At 67.8% G+C, this 20087-nt stretch carries 16 protein-coding genes, 1 other RNA gene and 1 pseudogene; 7 read left to right on the plus strand and 11 right to left on the minus strand.

The features are described from left to right. Positions 1-3 precede the first annotated feature (3 nt). Positions 4-684 (minus strand): GntR family transcriptional regulator, encoded by a 681-nt coding sequence (locus DFS13_RS07155; protein WP_111441522.1) that lies wholly within the window; start codon positions 682-684, stop codon positions 4-6. A gap of 281 nt (positions 685-965) precedes the next feature. Here DFS13_RS07155 and DFS13_RS07165 point away from each other — a divergent pair, with 281 nt between their 5' ends. After that, positions 966-2156: a gamma-glutamyl-gamma-aminobutyrate hydrolase gene (locus DFS13_RS07165; protein ID WP_006496556.1), complete on the plus strand. Its 1191-nt coding sequence runs from the start codon at positions 966-968 to the stop codon at positions 2154-2156. Positions 2157-2271: 115 nt separating this feature from the next. Beyond that, positions 2272-2970: a DUF2968 domain-containing protein gene (locus tag DFS13_RS07170; RefSeq protein ID WP_058902086.1), complete on the plus strand. Its 699-nt coding sequence runs from the start codon at positions 2272-2274 to the stop codon at positions 2968-2970. A 78-nt stretch (positions 2971-3048) separates the two neighbouring features. Here DFS13_RS07170 and DFS13_RS07175 read toward each other — a convergent pair whose 3' ends face one another. Beyond that, complete coding sequence (locus tag DFS13_RS07175; RefSeq protein WP_181461605.1) at positions 3049-4002, minus strand: hypothetical protein; 954 nt, start codon at positions 4000-4002, stop codon at positions 3049-3051. Positions 4003-4356: 354 nt separating this feature from the next. Here DFS13_RS07175 and DFS13_RS07180 point away from each other — a divergent pair, with 354 nt between their 5' ends. Further along, complete coding sequence (locus tag DFS13_RS07180; RefSeq protein ID WP_011694210.1) at positions 4357-5652, plus strand: MFS transporter; 1296 nt, start codon at positions 4357-4359, stop codon at positions 5650-5652. A gap of 81 nt (positions 5653-5733) precedes the next feature. Here DFS13_RS07180 and DFS13_RS07185 read toward each other — a convergent pair. Next, positions 5734-7640 (minus strand): annotated as a pseudogene (locus DFS13_RS07185) (tetratricopeptide repeat protein). A gap of 58 nt (positions 7641-7698) precedes the next feature. On the opposite strand from DFS13_RS07185, the gene DFS13_RS07190 reads away from it, so the two are divergent. Next, positions 7699-9345 (plus strand): FAD-dependent monooxygenase, encoded by a 1647-nt coding sequence (locus tag DFS13_RS07190; RefSeq protein WP_034200861.1) that lies wholly within the window; start codon positions 7699-7701, stop codon positions 9343-9345. A 6-nt stretch (positions 9346-9351) separates the two neighbouring features. Here DFS13_RS07190 and DFS13_RS07195 read toward each other — a convergent pair whose 3' ends face one another. Genes DFS13_RS07195 through DFS13_RS07210 form a run of 4 tightly spaced genes read right to left on the minus strand, consistent with a single transcriptional unit; the run spans position 9352 to position 14654 of the window. Beyond that, on the minus strand, positions 9352-9603 hold the full coding sequence (locus tag DFS13_RS07195; protein WP_006486928.1) for a formate dehydrogenase subunit delta: 252 nt from the start codon (positions 9601-9603) through the stop codon (positions 9352-9354). A gap of 7 nt (positions 9604-9610) precedes the next feature. Continuing rightward, complete coding sequence (fdhF, locus tag DFS13_RS07200) at positions 9611-12562, minus strand: formate dehydrogenase subunit alpha (protein WP_111441525.1); 2952 nt, start codon at positions 12560-12562, stop codon at positions 9611-9613. Between the two features lie 17 nt (positions 12563-12579). Then, positions 12580-14157: an NADH-quinone oxidoreductase subunit NuoF gene (locus tag DFS13_RS07205; protein WP_111441550.1), complete on the minus strand. Its 1578-nt coding sequence runs from the start codon at positions 14155-14157 to the stop codon at positions 12580-12582. Next, positions 14154-14654, minus strand: coding sequence for an NAD(P)H-dependent oxidoreductase subunit E (locus tag DFS13_RS07210; protein ID WP_111441526.1), 501 nt, complete (start codon positions 14652-14654; stop codon positions 14154-14156). The genes DFS13_RS07205 and DFS13_RS07210 overlap by 4 nt, the downstream gene beginning before the upstream one ends. Positions 14655-14785: 131 nt before the next feature. Between DFS13_RS07210 and DFS13_RS07215 the strand changes: the two genes are divergently transcribed. The 3 genes from DFS13_RS07215 to DFS13_RS07225 all read left to right on the plus strand — a co-directional run bounded on the left by DFS13_RS07215 (position 14786) and on the right by DFS13_RS07225 (position 16961). Beyond that, positions 14786-15892 carry a substrate-binding domain-containing protein gene (locus DFS13_RS07215; protein ID WP_109341657.1) on the plus strand — a complete coding sequence of 369 codons (1107 nt, stop codon included), beginning with the start codon at positions 14786-14788 and terminating at the stop codon, positions 15890-15892. Positions 15893-15992: 100 nt separating this feature from the next. After that, positions 15993-16262, plus strand: coding sequence for a hypothetical protein (locus DFS13_RS07220; RefSeq protein WP_006486884.1), 270 nt, complete (start codon positions 15993-15995; stop codon positions 16260-16262). Between the two features lie 345 nt (positions 16263-16607). Further along, positions 16608-16961, plus strand: a complete 354-nt coding sequence (locus DFS13_RS07225) for a DUF4148 domain-containing protein (RefSeq protein WP_006486887.1) — start codon at positions 16608-16610, stop codon at positions 16959-16961. A 248-nt stretch (positions 16962-17209) separates the two neighbouring features. On the opposite strand, the gene ssrA is transcribed toward DFS13_RS07225, so the two are convergent. The 4 genes from ssrA to ompA form a co-directional block, all read right to left on the minus strand. Continuing rightward, positions 17210-17579: a transfer-messenger RNA gene (ssrA, locus tag DFS13_RS07230) on the minus strand. 17 nt (positions 17580-17596) lie between these two features. Next, positions 17597-18310, minus strand: a complete 714-nt coding sequence (gph, locus tag DFS13_RS07235; RefSeq protein ID WP_060213651.1) for a phosphoglycolate phosphatase — start codon at positions 18308-18310, stop codon at positions 17597-17599. Positions 18311-18323: 13 nt separating this feature from the next. Then, positions 18324-19022 (minus strand): bifunctional 2-polyprenyl-6-hydroxyphenol methylase/3-demethylubiquinol 3-O-methyltransferase UbiG, encoded by a 699-nt coding sequence (gene ubiG / locus DFS13_RS07240; protein WP_006486844.1) that lies wholly within the window; start codon positions 19020-19022, stop codon positions 18324-18326. A 152-nt stretch (positions 19023-19174) separates the two neighbouring features. Further along, positions 19175-19843 carry an outer membrane protein OmpA gene (ompA, locus tag DFS13_RS07245; RefSeq protein WP_006476579.1) on the minus strand — a complete coding sequence of 223 codons (669 nt, stop codon included), beginning with the start codon at positions 19841-19843 and terminating at the stop codon, positions 19175-19177. Between the last annotated feature and the right edge of the window lie 244 nt (positions 19844-20087).

Genomic DNA, 20087 nt, shown 5'->3' on the forward strand with positions numbered 1-20087 from the left:
GGCTCAGGGGCGAAGATGTTGGACAAGCGTGGAGCGGAACGAATCGATGTGGCTTTCGACGGCTGCGCGCGCACCGGCGGCGTCGCGGGCGGACAGCCGGTCGAACAGCGCGCGGTGCTCGTGCTGGACGTCGGCGAGATGGTGCGGTTCGGACAGCGTGACGAACCAGAAGCGCAGCGAGCGCTCGTGCAGCGCGCGCAGGATGTCGGCGAGCACCGCATTGCGCGCGGCCGCGGCGATCGTCTGGTGAAACGCGCGGTCGAGCTCCATCATGCCTTCGACGTCGTGCGTGTCGACGCAGGCCTGCCCGTCGTCGAGCAGCGCGGCCAGCTGCGAGAGATCGTCGGGTGTCGCATGGCGCGCGGCGAGTTCGGCGCAGTGCGCTTCGTTGATGCGCCGCACGTCGATCACCGCGACGATGTCGTCGAGCGACAGCGGCTGCACCATCAGGCCCTTGCGCGGCATCACGGACAGCAGCCCTTCGAGCACGAGCCGATGCACGGCCTGGTGCACCGGCGTGCGGCCGATCCCGGTGCGCGCGACGAGGTCGGCTTCGTTGAGCGCGGCGCCCGGCTTCAGGCGCATCGTGATGATGTCCCGCTGGATCAGCGCGTACGCGCGGTCGGCAAGGCTGGCCGGCGATGCGGCGGGGCGGTCGCGTGCGACGTCGGTCAGCGTACTCATGCGGGCGGCGGCAGCGGGGCCGGAGGGGGCGCGATCATGACGCGGAGGCTCGGAAAGCGTGGACGATCTCTGGATATTATTGTGATATATCACGGATGTCCACTGCGGAAGATATCGGGAAAGCCGGTGCCGGCGCGTGAGCGGAACCGCCCCGCGGCACGACTTGCCACCGACTTGCAACAATATCGACAGGATGTTGCAGGTTTGCCGCGCGATCGTGCACTGAAGCATAATGAATCTTCGTCAATCCATACGCGCGAGCGACGTACCAGACCATCGTCATGAGCGAAACCACGCCTTCCCCGGCCGGTCTGCCCGGCACCTCTTCCGCTTCTTCCGATTCCCCCCGTCCCGATCCGGCGAAAACGCCCGATGCGCCGGCCACGCAGGCCGCCGCGCACAACGTCGCCGACGACGGCGCGTCGCCCGTCACGGCCGCATCCGAGCCGGGCGCGCCCGGTGCGGCAGGCGCCGTAGGCGATGGCGCTGCCGCAGCCGCGCCGCCGAAGCCCGGCGCGCCGCCGCCCGGATTCGGCGCGCAGCCCGATTTCGACACGCCGCGGCCGCCGCCCGCGAACGCGCAGAATGCGCCGCCGGCCTACCTGAAGCAGAGCGACACGCCGTGGTCGGTGTTCGGCCGGATCGTCGCGGCGCGCGCGCGGCGGCTGTTCGACCGCGCCGGCCAGCGCATCACGCAGCGCACGCTGCGCATCGGCGTGTCGGCGCGGATCTTCCATCCGGAGCCGGGCGCGAAGGGGCTGCGCGGCAAGACGCTGCAGTATCTCGAGGAATCGATCGCTCACTGGGTGATGTCGCGCGACGTGCTCGTGTTCATGATTCCGACCGTCGGCCATCAAGGCATGATCCATCCGAGCAACATCCGCCTGCGCGATTACGCGAAGCATCTCGACGGCCTGCTGCTGCAAGGCGGCGCCGACGTGTCGCCGCAGACCTACGCGGCGTCGGATGCGCGTCCCGAATGGCCCGGCGATCGCGTGCGCGACATGTACGAGCTCGAGCTGCTGCACGAATTCGTCGAGTCCGGCAAACCCGTGCTCGGCGTGTGTCGCGGCTGCCAGCTGATCAACGTCGCGTTCGGCGGCTCCTTGTACCAGGACATCGCCACCGACGTGCCGACCGCGAATGCGCACGTGAGCGAGCATTACGACCAGCATCGTCACGCGATCCGCTTCCCCGACTCGTCGACGCTCGCGAGCATGTTCCCGGGACGCAGCGAAGCGATCGTCAACTCGATTCACCACCAGGCGATCCGCGATCTCGGCCGCGATCTGAACATCGAGGCCGTATCGGCCGGCGATGGAATCATCGAAGGCATTCGCCATCGGCGCTCGCCGTTCGTCGTCGGCGTGCAGTGGCATCCGGAGTTCCATCGCGCGGGCGGCTCGGAACTGCTCGATTGCACGCCGCTGCTCGATGCGTTCCTGCGCGCGGCGCGTGAAACGCGTCTGTAGCACGCCGCATTTTCCGTGTTGCACGAAGGCCGGCCGCATCCCGATAAATTCGAGATGGGGCCGTTTCGTTTTGAACGATAATCGCGAGTTCCGATTCGTTCGCCGGAGTCTGACGTTGGTTTTCCGAAACTTTTCCCCTGCACGATGCGCAACGTGGATCGTTGCGCTGGTTGCCTGCGCGCAAGCGGGCGCGGCCTGGTCCGCCGACGCGAGCGCACCTGTTGCCGGCACGCGTCCGGCGGTCACGAGCCTGAGCGGCGGCGCGTCATCGGCGGCATCGGGCGCGGTCGCGACGGACGCCGCCGCGCAAGGCAACGTCGCCGAGCTGACGCAGATGCTGCACGACGGCCGGATCGTCGAGATGCGCACCACGTACAACGGCAGCTACGGCGCGAGCCTGATGTTCGATCCGCGCGAGATGACGTATTACGTCGCGCTGTTCCAGGACAAGAACCTGTGGCGCGTGATCCGTTCGCAGGAAAAGAATCGCGCGGAGACGGTGTACGCGAACTTCGTGCAGCAGACCGCGCAGCTCGCCGATATCGAGATCCGCCGGACCGAGTTGCAGGCGCAGAAGGCATTTCTCGAGCGCGTGATCGCGCTGCAGGCGAATCGTGCGCAACAGTTGCAGGCCGATCTCAGCGTCGCGCGCAGCCAGCAGGCCGAAGTCGCGCAGCGGCAGAAGTCGGCGCAGGAGCAGGCGCAGGCGCTGCAGGTCGAGAAGCGGGCTGCGCAGTTGCAGTTGCGCGATCTGCAGGAGCAGGTGCGGCAACTCGAGAGACAGACCGAGACAGGGCTGCCCGCGCACAAGTAACGGTTCGTCGAACGGACGGAGCGAGACGAGCGAAAACCCGGCGAAGCGATCTTCGCCGGGTTTTTTATTGCGCGTGCGTCAGTGCGTGAACGCGTCCGGCGTGTCGGTCACGCGGCGGTGCGACAGTTGCGACGTCCAGTCGAAACCGGCCGCGCTCGGGTGTGCCGGGCGGGCCGGCTGCGTGGCGCGCAGCGCGTTCGCCATTGCGATCAACGTGGCCGGATCGTCGAGCGAGCCGCGTGCATCGCGCGTGTTGGCGATGCGCGGCGGTGGAGCGAGTCGATCGCGTGTGCCGGTGCCGGCCGCGTCGCGCGGGATCGGCGGATGCGCGGCGAGTCGCGGCACGACCGGTGTGCGGGTCGGTGACTTCGTTGTGCGCAGGCCGGTTGCTCGACGTGGTGAAGCAGGCGTGACGTGCCGCACGTCGGCCGTCGCTTGCGGGTGAAGCGTTGCCGGTCGAAGCGCGACGCGGTGCCTGGCTGGCGGCGATTCGACCGTGTGCGCGACGGGCGTCGCCATCTTGTGCTGCGGCATGACGCGCGTCGATGTATCCGGCTGTGCCGAGGCGACACGTATCGAGCCGGTCGATGTCGTGACGTGATCGGACGTACGGCCGGTCGCTTGAATCGCATGCACGGGCCCGAAACCCGCAGGCGGGTCGTACGTGCCGATCAGCCAGCCGATGATGCCGAGCGCGCCGATGCTCCAGCAGACCGCGTACATCGCGCGCCGGTCGCGAGGGCGGCGCGCGGGATGGCGCAACCGCCGGGCAGGGGCCGCAGCCGGCGCGACAGCCCGCCCGCCCGAAGCCGGCAGCGCGGCCGCCGGTAGCGGTTGCCACCGGCATGCGCGGTGCGGCGAGCCGACATCGACGCAGGACGTCGTCAGGGTCGCGAGGCCGTGCTTGCCGGGCCGTGCGCCGGGTGCGCCGAGAAACCGCCATTCGCGGCCGAACGGCGGGACGTGATCGAGCGGATTGACGCGCGGGCGGGCGAGCGCGCCTTCGATCGGGACGAGGGGCGATGGGGTCATGAAAGGGGTACACCGTGCGATACGGGCAACCGTGCCGGCGCGCCGCGGAAATGTCGTTGCAAATCGTGACATTGTGGTCAGCCGGCGAAGGCAGGTCGATCAGATCAATCTGATTCTTGTGCCCGTTTGAGGGCGACTGGTACGAGGTGGGTGCCGCGACAGCCGGGACGGGCGCGCCACAAGGCAAATGTCGGCCTGGCGTGGCATGATTCGCGAATCATGCCGGCGGCGCGTCGTTACGCGCCGTGCCGTCGGCGGGCAGCGATGCCCGTGCGCGCGGGTCAACCCGGCGCGTCGCGCATCGCCGGATTCATGCGGCGCGGTATTCGCGCCATCCGAGCTGAGCGAGAAAACATGTCCACAGCGTCCCCTGCCATCGCGCAGGAATCGAAAGTCCGCACCGTCTTCCGGGTCGTCAGCGGCAATTTCCTGGAAATGTACGACTTCATGGTCTACGGGTATTACGCGTCGGCTATCGCGAAAACGTACTTTCCGAGCGGCAACGCCTTTGCATCGCTGATGCTGTCGCTGTCGGTATTCGGCGCGGGTTTCCTGATGCGGCCGGTCGGCGCGATCGTGCTCGGCGCGTACATCGACCATCACGGTCGCCGCAAGGGGCTGATCCTGACGCTCGGGCTGATGGCGATCGGCACGCTCACGGTGGCCGCGATACCGGGCTATGCGACGATCGGCGTGCTCGCGCCGGTGCTCGTGCTGCTCGGCCGGCTGTTGCAGGGCTTTTCGGCGGGCGTCGAGCTCGGCGGCGTGTCGGTCTACCTGTCGGAAATCGCGACGAAGGGGCACAAGGGGTTCTATACGTCGTGGCAGTCGGGCAGCCAGCAGGTGGCCGTCGTGTTCGCCGCGTTCGTCGGTGTCGTGCTGAACCGCGCGCTGCCGGTCGAGGAAATGACCGCGTGGGGCTGGCGCATTCCGTTCCTGATCGGCTGCCTGATCGTGCCGTTCCTGTTCCTGATCCGCCGGTCGCTGAAGGAGACCGACGAATTCCTGGCGAAGCGTCACCGTCCGACGATGGGCGAGATCATGCGCTCGATGCTCGACAACTGGGGCGTCGTGGTGGCCGGCATGGGGATGGTGATCATGACGACGGTGTCGTTCTACATGATTACCGCCTATACGCCGACCTTCGGCAAGGAAGTGCTGCACCTGTCGTCGCTCGATGCGCTCGTCGTGACCGTTTGTGTCGGGATCTCGAATCTCGTGTGGCTGCCGCTGTCCGGTGCGTTGTCCGACCGCATCGGCCGCCGCCCGGTGCTGATCGCGTTCACCGTGCTGACGCTGGTGTCGGCTTACCCGGCCGTGCTGTGGCTCGTCGGCGATCCGTCGTTCCTGCGGCTGCTCGCGGTCGAGCTGTGGCTGTCGTTCCTGTACGCGTCGTACAACGGGGCGATGGTCGTCGCGCTGACCGAAGTGATGCCGGCCGACGTGCGTACGGCCGGCTTTTCGCTCGCGTACAGCCTGGCCACGACGATCGGCGGCTTCACGCCGGCGATCTCGACGCTGCTGATCCACCAGACGGGCAACAAGGCGGCGCCGGGGCTGTGGTTGAGCGTGGCCGCGATCTGCGGCTTGATCGCGACGCTCGTGCTGTACCGCACGGCCGACGCGCGCAACCAGTACAAGTCGGCCTGACGGCGGCAGGGCTAGCGCGCGGCGTCGGCCGCGCATCACATCGAAACAGGGAGCGCGATGCGCTCCCTGTTTCGTTTGCGGTCATGCTTCGCGCAGCAGGTCGGCCACCGCGGCCGCCACGTCGCGCCAAGCGCCCGGTGCAGGCTGGCGCGCGATCCTGGCCCGCGGATACCACGGGCAGTCGTCGCCGGTGAACCAGCGCCAGTCGGCTGCGAACGGCAACATGACCCACAGTGGCTTGCCGAGCGCGCCCGCGAGGTGCGCGACCGCCGTGTCGATCGTGACGACGCCGTCGAGGCGCTCGATCAGCGCGGCCGTATCGGCAAAGTCGTTCAGCCGGCCGTCGAGACGATGCACGCGCGGATGCGCGTCGACGCGCGTCCGTTCGTCGTCGTCGAGCGCGGGCTGCAGCACGATCCAGTCGATGTCCGGCAGCGCGAGCAGCGGCGCGAGCGCGTCGAACGGCATCGAGCGGTTTTCCTGCGCCTGGCGGCGTCCCGACCAGGCCAGGCCGAACTTGCGCTTCGACTGCCCGCCGAGCGAGCCGCGAAAGCGCCGGCGGGCGCCGTCGGGGGCGTCGAGGTAGCGCGAGCCGGCGATGTCGTCCGGCTGAAGCCCGAGCAGGAACGGCAGGCTCATCAGCGTGCAGGCGACGTCCGCGGCAGGCGGCTTCGCGGCGCCCTGCGCGACGAGCGTCACGCGCCAGCGCGACGCGGCCGGCGCCAGCAGCGCGACGAGCTCCGGCTGGACTTCGAGGACGACGCGCGCGCAGCGTGCGCGGACCAGCGGCACGAAGCGGACGAACTGCAGTGTGTCGCCGAACCCCTGTTCCGCGCGGATCAGCAGCGTGCGCGACGCAATCGGCTCGCCCTGCCAGCGCGGCAGCGTGCCGAGCGGCGTCGCGCCGGGCGTCTCGTGGCGCGCTTCGTAGGCGGGCAGGCCGCGCGTGAAGTCGCGCAGCGTCAGCAGCGTGACCGCGCGGTGCAGCCGCGCGAGCGTGAGATCGGGCGCGACGCGCAGCGCCTGGTCGTATGCGCGCAGCGCCATCTCGTGCGCGCAGAGCGCGTGATGCGCGTTGCCGAGATTCAGCCACGCGAGCGCGAACGACGGATCGAGCCCGACGGCGCGTTCGTAGTAGGGCAGCGCGTCGCGGTGGCGCGCCTGCGCGCAGAGCGCATTCGCGAGCCCGAACAGCGCGAGCGGAAACGGCGGATGCAGCGCGAGCGCGGCTTCGAATGCCGCGGCCGCCTCGGCATGCCGGCCGACCGCATCGAACGTATTGCCGAGATTGAAATGCGCGGCGACGAACCGCGGCTGCGCGGCGATCGCGGCCTGGAAGTGTGCGATCGCATCGTCGGCGCGCCCCATCGCGTTCAGCGCCATCGCGAGGTTGTTATGCGCGCCCGCGTGCCCGGGCCGGAGCTCGAGCGCGCGACCGAACGCGGCGAGCGCGTCGTCGTGGCGGCCGAGCGCGTTCAGCGCGTTGCCGAGATTGTTGTGGATCGACGCGTCGTCGGGCGTGAGCCGCAGCGCGCGGCGGAAGGCGTCGATCGCATCGTCGTGGCGCTGCAGCGCCGCATACGCGTTGCCGAGGTTGTAGTGCGCGAGCGGAAATTCGGGCGCGAGCGTCAGCGCGTTGCGAAAGCGGTTGATCGCTTCGTCGAGCCGGCCGAGCGCTTTCAGCGCGTTGCCGAGATTGAGCTGCAGCGCCGCATCGTCCGGACGCAGCGCGACGGCGCGGCCGACGAGATCGGCCGCCTCGGCGTGCTGGCCCTGCTGGTGCCGCAGCACGCCGAACAGGTGCAGCGCGTCGGCGTCGGCGGGGTTGGAGGCGAGCGCGTTGCGATAGCCGTGCTCGGCCTCGGCGAGGCGGCCCGCACGGTGTGCGGCGTACGCCTGGTCGAATGCGGAATCCATGACGCGAAAACTGGCGGAAAGCGCGTATTTTCCCACACCGCGCGGCGGGCCGCGGATCGGCCGGTCGGCATATGGCCCCGTCACGCGGAGCGGCGTAGACTTGCATGATCGCGTGTCATCGAGGTCCTCATGGCTGACACACTGTCCGATATCCCGCCCGTGCTGATCGTCGGCGCGGGGCCGACCGGCCTTGCCGCGGCGATGAGCCTCGCGCGGGCCCACGTGCCGGTGCGCCTCATCGATCGTCTCGTCGCGCCCGCGCCGTTTTCGCGTGCGATCGGCATCCAGGCGCGCACGCTCGAACTGCTGGAGCAGCATCGCGCGGTCGAGCCGTTTCTCGCGCTCGGTCATCGCGCGCATGCGGCCGAGCTGCATGCCGACGGCCGCGTGATCGCGCGGCTCGATTTCGATCCGCTGCAAACGCGCTATCCGTATCTGATGTTCCTCGACCAGAGCATCACCGAGCGGCTGCTCGCCGAGCATCTGGCCGGGATGGGCGTGAGCGTCGAGCGCGGTACGACGCTGACCGCCTGCGACGCGGGCGGCACGTCGCTCGACGTGACGCTTCGCCGCGCCGACGGCCGCGACGAGTCGTTCACGCCGTCGTACCTGATTGCGGCCGACGGCGCGCACAGCACGGTCAGGCATCTGCTCGGCCTGGGCTTTGCCGGGCATGCGTTCGAACAGACGTTCCTGCTTGCCGATTTCGCGGCGATACCCGACTGGCCGGACGAAGAGATCCGCCTGTTTACGACATCCGCGGGCATCGCGGGCCTGTTTCCGATGGGGGGCGGTCGTTACCGGCTCGTCGCGGACCGGCCGCCCGGCAGCGATGCGTCGCCTGACGCGCCGGCGCCGTCGCTCGACGAATGCGACGCGATCATCCGCGCGCGCGTCGGCGCATCGATCGCGCCGAGCGATCTTGCATGGTCGTCCTATTTCCACCTGCACAGCCGGATGGTCGACCGGCTGCGTCACGGCCGCGTGTTCTTCGCGGGCGACGCCGCGCACGTCCACAGCCCGGCCGGCGCGCAGGGCATGAACACCGGCATCCAGGAGGCGTTCAACCTGGGCTGGAAGCTCGCCCGCGTCCTCCGTGCAGGGGCGCCCGAGCGATTGCTCGACACGTATCACGCGGAGCGCCACCCGATCGAGCGCGACGTGTTGCGGCAGACCGGTTTCGTCACGCAGGTCGTCGGAGCCGAGCGCGGCGCGATGAAGCTGCTGCGTGATCATGTCGTGCCGCTGCTGGCGTCGTTCGGGCCGATGCGCGACGCGGTCAGGCGCACGGTCAGCGAGCTCGGCGTGCAGTACCGGAAGAGTCCGCTCACGCTCGAGCGCGTGCTCGACGGCGGCCCGCGCGCCGGCGAACGCGCGCCCGATGCACTCGTGCACGTGCTCGACGGGCCGCTCGGTCGCGCGCCCGGCACGGCGCGGCTATACGATCTTCACGATCCGGCGAGCTTCACGCTGTTGCTGCTGGAAGAGCCGGTGAATACCGACGCCGGCGAGGTACCGCCGATCTCGGCCGACGCGCAGGTGCTCGTGCAGGGGCTCGAGCGGATCATGCCGGAAGCGGTGCGCGTGTGGCGTGTCGCCGATGCCGAAGGCGACGGGGCGGCGGGGCTCGCGCAGGAATACGGCCGCTCGCGGCCGTCGTTCTATCTGCTGCGGCCCGACGGCTATGTCGCCGCGCGCGGGCGTACGGCAACCGACGCGAACGCGTTGCTGCGCCACTGCGAAAGCTGGTTCGCGGGCATGTCGGTGTCCGCGTAGCCGCGCTCAGGCCGGCGCCGCCGCGGGGACGAGCGCCGCGCGATGCGCGGCGATCGCGTCGCGCACGATCGGCGCCGCGCGTTGCCCGGCTTCGCTCGACGGATCGTCGAGCGCGGCGAGGAATGCGCGACGCATCCGCGGCTCCCAGAAGCGCCGGATATGCTCGGCGATCCCGGTCAGCGCTTCGTCGCGATCGGGCATCGATTCGAAGAATGCGCCGATCTGGTTGGCCATGTCGATCAGGTGGTCGTTGTCCATGGTTGCCTCACTTGCCTGTCGTCACGGCGGCCGGCGCGGCGGCGCGGCGCTCGAGCAGGTCGAGCTGCTCCGTGTTGAAGCGCGCATACGAGCGCTGCCAGTCGGACGGTTGCGCAACCGGCATCACCTGCACGGCCGTCACCTTGTATTCGGGGCAGTTCGTCGCCCAGTCGGAACTGTCCGTCGTGATCACGTTCGCCCCCGATTCAGGGAAGTGGAACGTCGTGTACACGACGCCTGGCTGCATGCGGTCGGACACCCGCGCGCGCAACACGGTCTGACCGGCACGCGACTCGATGCCGACCCAGTCGCCGGTCCGGATCCCGCGATCTTCCGCGTCGTGCGGATGGATCTCGAGGCGATCCTCTTCATGCCACTGAACGTTCTCGGTCCGGCGCGTCTGCGCGCCGACGTTGTATTGCGACAGGATGCGGCCCGTCGTCAGGATCAGCGGATAGCGCTGCGTGACCTTCTCCGGCGTCGGAATGAACTTGGTGATCACGAACCGGCCCTTACCGCGCACGAACGTGTCGATGTGCATGGTCGGCGTGCCGTCCGGCGCCTGTTCGTTGCACGGCCATTGAATGCTGCCGAGCGCGTCGAGTTTCTCGTACGACACGCCCGAGAAGGTCGGCGTGAGCCGCGCGATCTCGTCCATGATTTCCGACGGATGCGTGTAGTGCATGTCGTAGCCGAGCGCCTGCGACAGCAGCAGCGTGACTTCCCAGTCCGCGTAGCCCGCGAGCGGCGGCATCACCTTGCGCACGCGCGAGATCCGGCGTTCCGCGTTCGTGAACGTGCCGTCCTTCTCGAGGAACGTCGAGCCCGGCAGCAGCACGTGCGCGTATTTCGCGGTTTCGTTCAGGAAGATGTCCTGCACGACGATGCATTCCATCGCGGACAGTGCGGCCGCGACGTGCTGCGTGTTCGGGTCCGACTGGACGATGTCCTCGCCCTGGCAGTAGAGCCCCTTGAAGCTGCCGTCGAGCGCCGCGTCGAACATGTTCGGGATGCGCAGCCCCGGCTCCGGCTGCAGCGTGGCCGACCACGCCTGCTCGAACTGCGTGCGCACGACCGTGTCGCCGATGTGCCGGTAGCCGGGCAATTCGTGCGGGAACGAGCCCATGTCGCACGAACCCTGCACGTTGTTCTGGCCGCGCAGCGGATTGACGCCGACGCCTTCGCGGCCGACGTTGCCGGTCACCATCGCGAGGTTGGCGATGCCCATCACCGTCGTCGAGCCCTGCGCGTGTTCGGTGACGCCCAGCCCGTAGTAGATCGCGGCGTTGCCGCCCGTTGCATAGAGGCGCGCGGCCTCGCGCACTAACTCGGCCGGCACGCCCGTCACGTCGGCGGTCGCCTCGGGCGAATTGTCGGCCTGCGCGACGAAGTCGCGCCATTGCTCGAACGCGCGCGTCTCGCACCGCTCGGCGACGAATGCGTCGGCCACCAGCCCTTCGGTGACGATCACATGCGCCAGCGCATTGACGATCGCGACGTTGGTGCCCGGACGCAACTGCAGGTGGTGCGTGGCCTTCACGTGCGGACCGTCGACGACGTCGATGCGGCGCGGGTCGATCACGATCAGCTTCGCGCCTTCGCGTACGCGCCGTTTCAGTCGCGAGCCGAATACCGGATGGCCGTCGGTCGGGTTCGCGCCCATCACGACGATCACGTCGGCCTGGCCGACCGATGCGAACGTCTGCGTGCCGGCCGATTCGCCGAGCGTCGTCTTGAGGCCATAGCCGGTCGGCGAGTGGCACACGCGTGCGCAGGTATCGACGTTGTTGTTGCCGAACGCGGCGCGCACGAGCTTCTGCACGAGATAGGTTTCCTCGTTCGTGCAGCGCGACGACGTGATGCCGCCGATCGAATCGCGGCCGTATTTCTGCTGCAGCTTGCGGAATTGCGTCGCCGCGTAGGTGAGGGCTTCTTCCCAGCTCACTTCGCGCCACGGGTCGGTGATCTTCTCGCGGATCATCGGCTTCGTGATGCGGTCCTTGTGCGTCGCATAGCCCCACGCGAAACGTCCCTTCACGCAGGCGTGGCCTTCGTTCGCGAGACCGTTCTTGTGCGGCGTCATGCGCACGACCTGCGTACCCTTCATCTCGGCCTTGAACGAGCAGCCGACGCCGCAGTACGCGCAGGTCGTGACGACCGAGTGTTCGGCCTGGCCGAGCTGCACGACGGATTTTTCCTGCAGCGTGGCCGTCGGGCAGGCGGCGACGCACGCGCCGCACGACACGCATTCCGATGCCATGAACGATTCGCTTTCGCCGGCGGCGACGCGCGATTCGAAGCCGCGCGCGGCGATCGTCAGCGCGAACGTGCCCTGCGTTTCCTCGCACGCGCGCACGCAGCGGTTGCAGACGATGCACTTCGACGGATCGTACGTGAAGTACGGATTCGATTCGTCCTTCGTGTCCTTCAGGTGATTCGCGCCCTCGAAGCCGTAGCGCACTTCGCGCAGCCCGACCACGCCGGCCATGTCCTGCAGCTCGCAATCGCCGTTGGCGGGGCAGGTGAGGCAGTCGAGCGGATGGTCGGAGATGTACAGCTCCATCACGTTGCGGCGCAGCGACTGCAGCCGGTCCGACTGCGTGCGCACCTTCATGCCGGCCTCGGCGGGCGTCGTGCACGACGCCGGATAGCCGCGCCGGCCTTCGATCTCGACGAGGCACAGCCGGCACGAGCCGAACGGTTCGAGCGAATCGGTCGCGCAGAGCTTCGGGACGTTGACGCCGGCTTCGATCGCCGCGCGCATCACCGACGTGCCGGCCGGCACCGTGACCGGCTGGCCGTCGATTTCGAGCGTGACGTCGGTGTCGGCATGCCGTTGCGGCGTGCCGTAGTCGGTTTCGTCGAATGGGTCGAATGCGCGCGCCTGCGCGGCGCTCTTGCACGCGCATTGGCCCGAGCCGCAGCCGCCTTGGCGGACGTTGTTCGTGTCGAGGGACATGCAGGGCTCCTTCTGGGTCAGGCCGCAGCCTTGACCGGGCCCGACGCGGCATCCTTGCCGGCTGCGAGCCCGAAATCTTCGGGGAAATGGTCGAGCGCGGACAGCACCGGGTACGGCGTCATGCCGCCCATCGCGCACAGCGAACCGGCGAGCATCGTGTCGCACAGGTCGCGCAACAGCGTGACCTGCCGCTCCGACGTGTCGCCGTCGCGAATCCGCGCGATCGTCTCGACCCCGCGCGTCGAACCGATCCGGCACGGCGTGCACTTGCCGCACGATTCGATCGCGCAGAACTTCATCGCGTATTCGGCCAGCTCGGCGAGATTCGACGTGTCGTCGTGCAGCACGATGCCGCCGTGGCCGACGACCGCGCCGATCGCCGTGTACGCCTCGTAGTCGAGCGGCACGTCCCACTGATGGTCGGGCAGGTAGGTGCCGAGCGGGCCGCCGACCTGCGCGGCGCGGGCCGGCCGGCCGCTGGCCGTGCCGCCGCCGAAGTCGAACAGCAGCTCGCGCAGCGTGACGCCGAACGCAAGCTCGACGAGGCCGCCGTGACGGATGTTGCCTGCCAGCTGGAACGGCAGCGTGCCGCGCGAGCGGCCCATCCCGTAATCGCGATAGAACGCGGCGCCGCGCGCGAAGATCACCGGCGCCGTCGCGAGCGTGATCACGTTGTTGATGACGGTCGGCTGGCCGAACAGGCCCGCGAGCGCGGGCAGCGGCGGCTTCGCGCGCACGACGCCGCGCTTGCCCTCCAGCGATTCGAGCAGCGCCGTTTCCTCGCCGCACACGTACGAACCCGCGCCTTTCGCGACCTGCAGCTCGAACGCATGCGCGGAGCCGAGCACGTGCTCGCCGAGCCAGCCGGCTTCACGCGCGCGGACGATCGCGGCTTCGAGCGTGGCGATCGCGTGCGGGTATTCGCTGCGCACGTAGATGTAGCCGACCGTCGCGCCGGTGGAGACGCCCGCGATGATCATTCCTTCGATCAGGCAGTACGGATCGCACTCCATCAGCAGGCGGTCGGAGAACGTGCCCGAATCGCCTTCGTCCGCGTTGCAGACGATGTATTTCTGCGCGGCGCGTGCTTGCCGCACGGTACGCCACTTGATGCCGGCCGGGAATGCCGCGCCGCCGCGGCCGCGCAGCCCCGATTCGATCAGCGTTTCGCAGGCGGCATCGCCGTCGAGCGCCAGTGCGTTCTTCAGGCCGGCGAGGCCGCCGTGTTGCAGATAGTCGTCGATCGACAGCGGATCGGTCAGGCCGATGCGCGCGAACGTGAGTCGCTGCTGACGGGCGAGGTAGGGCAGTGCGTCGACGAGGCCGACACTGCTCGGATGCGTGCCGCCGTCGAGCCAGTTGGCGTCGAACAGGGCCGGCACGTCGGCGGCCGACAGGTTCGCATAGCCGACGCGGCCCGCGGCCGTCCCGACCTCGACGAGCGGTTCGAGCCACAGCAGCCCGCGCGAACCGTTGCGAACCAGTTCGATCGCGACGCCGCGCCGTTCGGCTTCGGCCACGATCGCGGCGGCGAGCGCGTCGGCGCCGAGCGCCAGCGCGGACGAATCGCGCGGAACGTAGATGCGGGTCGTCATGCCAGCTCCTGCGTGTGGGCGACCGCGTCGGCCAGCAGCGCGTCGAACTTCTCCGGCGTGACCTTCGCGTGGAGCACGCCGTTGACCGTCATCGACGGCGATTGCGCACATAGCCCGAGGCAGTAGACCGATTGGAGCGCGACGTCGTCCGGCGCGTGGGGCGCGGCGGCATCGCCGTGCGCGGCGTCGAACCGGCAGCCCGTGCGGGCTTCCGCATGAGCGGCGAGCGTTTCGCAGCACATGCTGCGGCACGCTTCGGCACGGCACATCTGGATCGTCACGCGCGCGGGCGGCGCGGTGCGGAAATGGTGGTAGTAGGTCAGCACGCCGTGCACTTCCGCGCGCGACAGGTTCAGCGCTTTGGCGAGCGGCGCGACGCAGCCCGGCGGCACGTAGCCCGCGTCGTCCTGGATCGCGTGCAGGATCGCGACGAGCGACCGGCCGGCGTGCGCATGGCGCCCGACGAGCGCGTCGGGCGCAGGGGAATTCGGGGACATCGGTTATGCTCCTCCAAAGTCTCATATGCGCTCGAAATTCATATAGTGCGCATCGGGACTTCGTTCTGATTGATTTCGACCAACGATAAGCGGAAGATTTCGCGGTCGCAATAGGAAATCGGAGTGCATAATTGATTCGAATCGAATGCGACGCGTATCTGACCGTACGCGACACCGAAGGCCGTTCGGCCAGTCTGTCCGACGTCGCGCCGCTGCTGGAGCTCGTGGCCGATACGGGCAGCATTGCGCAGGCCGCGCAAGCGAAGGGACTGTCGTACCGGCACGCGTGGGGCATGCTGCGCGCGCTGGAGTCGTGCATCGGCGGGGAATTGATCGAAACCGCACGCGGCAAGGGTTCGACGCTGTCGGCGCTCGGGCAGGCGGTCGTCGATGCGCAGCGTCTGGCGCGCAGCCGCCTCGACGGGAACCTGCGTACGCTGGCGGCGGAGGTGGCTAGCGAGCTCAACCGGCGGCTCGCGCAGCGCGATGGCGCCGTGCGCATTCATGCGTCGCACGGTTACGCGGTCGCGGCGCTCGTCTCCGCGCTCGTCGATGCGCAGGCGGCCGTCGACATCAAGTATCGCGAGAGCGTCGAGGCCGTGCAGGCGCTCGTCCGCGGCGAATGCGATCTCGCCGGCTTTCATTTGCCGCGCGGCGCGTTTCGCGCGCAGTGCGCGCAAATCTACCGGCCCTGGCTCGACGACACGCGCCACGTGCTGATTCATCTGACGCGCCGCCAGCAGGGGCTGTTCGTCCCGCGCGGCAATCCGAAGCAGGTCCGCGGGCTGGCGGATCTGGCACGCAACGACATCCGCTTCGTCAATCGCCAGCCAGGGTCGGGCACGCGCATGCTGCTGGATCTCGCGTTGCGCGCGATCGGCATCGATCCGGAGCGCATCGACGGCTATGCGTCGGCCGAACTCACGCATTCGGCGATCGCGGCGTTCGTCGCGAGCGGCATGGCCGATCTCGGTTTCGGTGTCGAGCCGGCCGCCCGTCATTTCGGGCTCGACTTCATTCCGGTCGTCGACGAGGACTATTACTTCGCCTGCGAGCGCGCCCGGCTCGATGTGCGGCCGCTCGCCGACGTGCTGGCGCTGCTGCGCGACGCACGGTTCGTCGAACGGGTCGCGCATCTCGACGGCTACGATCCGGCCGCGTGCGGCGCGCTGGAGTGCATCGCGACCGGGCTGGCCGGCAGCGACGGCGCGAGCGCGTCTGACGGCAATTCCCGGTAACGAAGACGCGATCGAACCGCGCTGCAGCAGTGGGGGATTTGCGCTACGCTTGCCGCTTGATCAACGTTCCAACAAGCACGCCGTTCAGGCGTCATCCGCCATGAAATTTTCCGTTCCCCTTGCCGCGGCAGCGTTGACCGCGGGGCTGCTGGTCGTCGCTTCGCCGTTTGCGTTCGCGCAGAATTCCCCGGGTGTGCCCGGCGGGATCCTGAGCGAACAGTTTCGCCTGAACGAACATCCGCAGATGCCGTTCGCGGCGTCGGCGCCGTCGCAGAAATACCAGGGCAGCAAGAAGTCGGCATTGCGCCGTAAGGGGGACCTGGGCGATCCGAACGGCTGCAACCTGAAGTGCCCGATGGATAGCCGGTAACGCGCAGGCTGTGTGCTTGCGCCCGGGTGAGGCGCCTGTCCTCTGGACAGCAGCCGGATCAACTGACAACCGATTGCGCCCGATCCGCTTTGTTCGAGCCCCGCGAAGCCTGCCGCTTCGCGGGGCTTGTGCTTTGGGGCAGGCATTTCCTGCAATGCGGGGACGACCCCGCGACCGTTCGCCTGCGCGTCATATCGACGGTGATTCAGGGTTAACCCGTAAATCAGGAAGGATGTCTTCCTGAAACCTGCCTTATTCTTAAGCATCCACCTACATAAACTTCGGTTTGTCGGCGCTGATCAACGTGTTCACCGCCGAATCAGACAAACCTGGAGGTAGGTCATCATGAAGTCGCTCGTTCAAGCTGTTGTCGTTGCTGCCGCTCTCGTTGCCCCGGTCGTGTCGTTCGCCCAGTCGGGTTCGACGATCACCCGTGCGCAGGTCCGTGCCGAACTGGTTCAGCTCCAGCAGGCCGGTTACAACTCCGCCCGTGGCGAAGATCCGCATTATCCGGAAGCGATCCAGGCCGCAACGGCGCGTATCGCGGAGCAGCAGCGCAGTGCACTGGCGCAAGCGCAAGGCGCCGACGTCAGCGGCTACGGTGCGCAGGCACAGGGCGCATCGGCATCGGGTTCGCGTGCGATGGGCGTGCGCCCGGCCAGCGCGGAAGAAATGAAGTCGCTGTATCGCGGCAGCTAAGTCGTACATCGCCCGGTGCGGGCAGGCGCGACGCCTGACCGCCGGGCCGGCCGCTGCCCCGCGCAAGCGATGATGCCGCGGGCGCGGCAGAACATCCGTCACCTCCTGCCGCCGGAACGCCGGCGGCATTCCGCCCGGCCCGCCCGTGGCTGGGCGCTTTTTCGGAAGGGGTCGGACGTGCGTTTCGTCGGCAACAAAAAACCCCGCAGACTTGCGTCTTGCGGGGTTCGTGCGACGAACGCGGAATTTGGTGGAGGCGGCGGGAATCGAACCCGCGTCCAGAAGCGCTCCACGACTAGTTCTACATGTTTAGTCCAGTCTTTTGATTTAACCGCAGCGACGCGGACGAACACGCTGCACTACGGCGATTCGCTAGATTTTCGACCCTGGCGTCGCGACGCCGACAGGGCTTAACTGACGTAAATGACCTCTGGCGGTATTGCTACCGGTCTTGCGACACTAGCCCGTCAGTGAACTAGGCAGAGGACGGCGGCCCTTAGGCTGCCAGTGCGAACGTATCGTCGTTTGCAGTTACGATTTTCCCATTGATTAACGAGGTGACGGGTCCTCGACATGCCCTAGCCGCTTCACAACCCCTGTCGAAACCAGGTCGCCCCCGCGGATAAGATCAATCATTATAGCCCAACATCGCGCAGCAGGTCCCGCAGTTCCTGCGTCGTGTCGACGAGGTGCTGGGCCTGCCAGTCGGCCGGCGCGATACCGTCGCCGCAATAGCCGTATGCGGCCGCGACCGTGGCCATGCCGGCGGCGCTGCCGGCCTGAATGTCGCGCAGGTCGTCGCCGACGTAGACGATGCGCGCGGGCGCGAGCGTCAGCTGGCCGGCTGCATGCAGCAGCGGGGCCGGATGCGGCTTCGAGTGCGGCGTTGTGTCGCCCCCGACGACGCAGGCGGCCCGCGACGCGAGGCCGAGCAGCTCGACGAGCGGTGCCGTGAGCCGCATCGCCTTGTTCGTGACGATGCCCCAGCGCACGCCGCGCGCATCGAGTTCGTCGAGCACGTCGCGGATGCCCGGGAACAGCGTGGTATGCACGCACAGATCGGTCGCATAGTTGGCGAGGAACTCGTCGCGCATCGCGTCGTAGCCCGGCGTGTGCGGGTCGATGCCGAACGCGCCGCCGAGCAGCCCGCGCGCGCCGGCCGAGGCCAGCGGCCGCAACACGTCGAGCGACGTTTCGGGCAGGCCGCGTTCGCGCTGCATCTTGTTGACGGCTGCCGCGAGATCGGGCGCCGTGTCGGCGAGCGTGCCGTCCAGGTCGAACAGGACCGCATCGCAGTGCAGCAGGCGCGGCTCGTCGGCGATCCGCGCGGTCGAAAGGGGAGTCGTCATGCGGGTCGGGGAGTCACGCGCCGCGGCGGCACGCGACGAGGTAGTTGATGTCGGTGTCGTTCGACAGCGCGAAGCGCTTGCCGATCGGGTGATACGTGATGCCCTTGATCTCGACGATGTGCAGATCCGTCGCACGCACGAAGCCGGCCAGCTCCGACGGGCGGATGAAGCGCGCGTAATCGTGCGTGCCCTTCGGCAGCATTTGCGCGATGTACTCGGCGCCGATCACGGCGAACAGGTAGGACTTCAGGTTGCGGTTCAGCGTCGAGAAGAACACCCAGCCGCCCGGCTTCACGAGCGTCGCGCACGCGGCCACGACATCGCCCGGCGACGGCACGTGCTCGAGCATTTCCATGCAGGTGACGACGTCGTAGGTACCCGGTTCGCGCGCGGCGATCGCTTCGGCGGCGATCGCCTCGTAATCGACCGAAATGCCGCTTTCGAGGCTGTGCAGGTCGGCCACGCCGAGCGCTTCGGTCGACAGGTCGATGCCTTTCACCTGGGCGCCGAGCCCGGCCATCGATTCGGACAGGATGCCGCCGCCGCAGCCGATGTCGAGTGCGCGCTTGCCGGCCAGATGCGCATGCGCGTCGATCCAGCCGAGCCGGACCGGGTTCAGGTCGTGCAGCGGTTTGAATTCGGCATTCGGGTCCCACCAACGGTGGGCGAGGTCGCTGAATTTCTGGAGTTCGTGCGGATCGGCGTTGGTCATGTCGGCAAACGGGCTACGAGAGGAGGGCGGTGCTTCGGTGCGTCAGCCCCGAGTATATAAGCGGGCGGACTACGAGGCCAGCGAGCGCCTGGACGGGCGTCAATGAAAAAGCCCCGCCGGAGCGGGGCTTTGAAGCAGTCGAAAACCGCGGCTTAGTTTGCCGGAACGGTCGTCTTCTGCACTTGCTGCGTACCAACCACTTCGACTTCCACGCGGCGGTCCGGTGCGAGGCAGGCGATGAGTTGCTTGCGGTTCTTCTGGTTGCAGCCAGTCGTAACCGGGTTGCGCTTGCCCTTGCCTTCCGTGTAGATCTTGTTGGCCGGCACACCCTTGCTGACCAGGTACGACTTCACGGCTTGCGCACGGCGCAGCGACAGACGGTCGTTGTACTTGTCCGAACCGATGCGGTCCGTGTAGCCCGTTGCGACGACCACTTCCGTGTTCATGCCTTCGATCTTCGAAGCCAGTTCGTCCAGCTTTTGCTTGCCCAGCGGCTTGAGCGTTGCCTTGTCGAAGTCGAACAGTGCGTCAGCTTGATACGTGATCTTCTGGCTCGTGATGGCCGGAGCGACCGGAGCGACCGGCGGCTGCGGTGCCTGGGCGACCAGTGCGCCATCGCACTTCGCGTTGGCGGTGGCCGGCGTCCAGAACGCATCGCGCCAGCAGAGCTCGTTCGTGCCGTTCATCCACACCCATTCGCCCGTGCCGTTCACCCAGTTGTCATTGACGGCTTGACGCGACGCCGGCACCGACTGTGCCGAAGCGGATGCAGCCATAACTGCGGTAGCTGCAATGAACGCGAGCTTTGAAAGTTTATTCATATTTCTCCTCTCGAAATTGAGATTACCGCAGGTTTACTGCGAGCCTGTTGACGGTGACAAGTCATACATTGCTCGAAGTATAACATTGGTGCGGCACAAAAAACGCGGCACCGCTCTGTGTAGACTTCGAGCAGCGTCTAACTTTCAGTGCGTTGGCATTTTGCCATATCGTTCCCTTCCTACGAAAAAAAATCCTCCCCACCCCAAGATCGCTTCAACTTTGTGGTGCATGCGCAACACCGGC

The organism is Burkholderia sp. 28_3, assembly GCF_003253915.1.
GTDB classification, from domain to species: Bacteria; Pseudomonadota; Gammaproteobacteria; order Burkholderiales; family Burkholderiaceae; genus Burkholderia; species Burkholderia cenocepacia.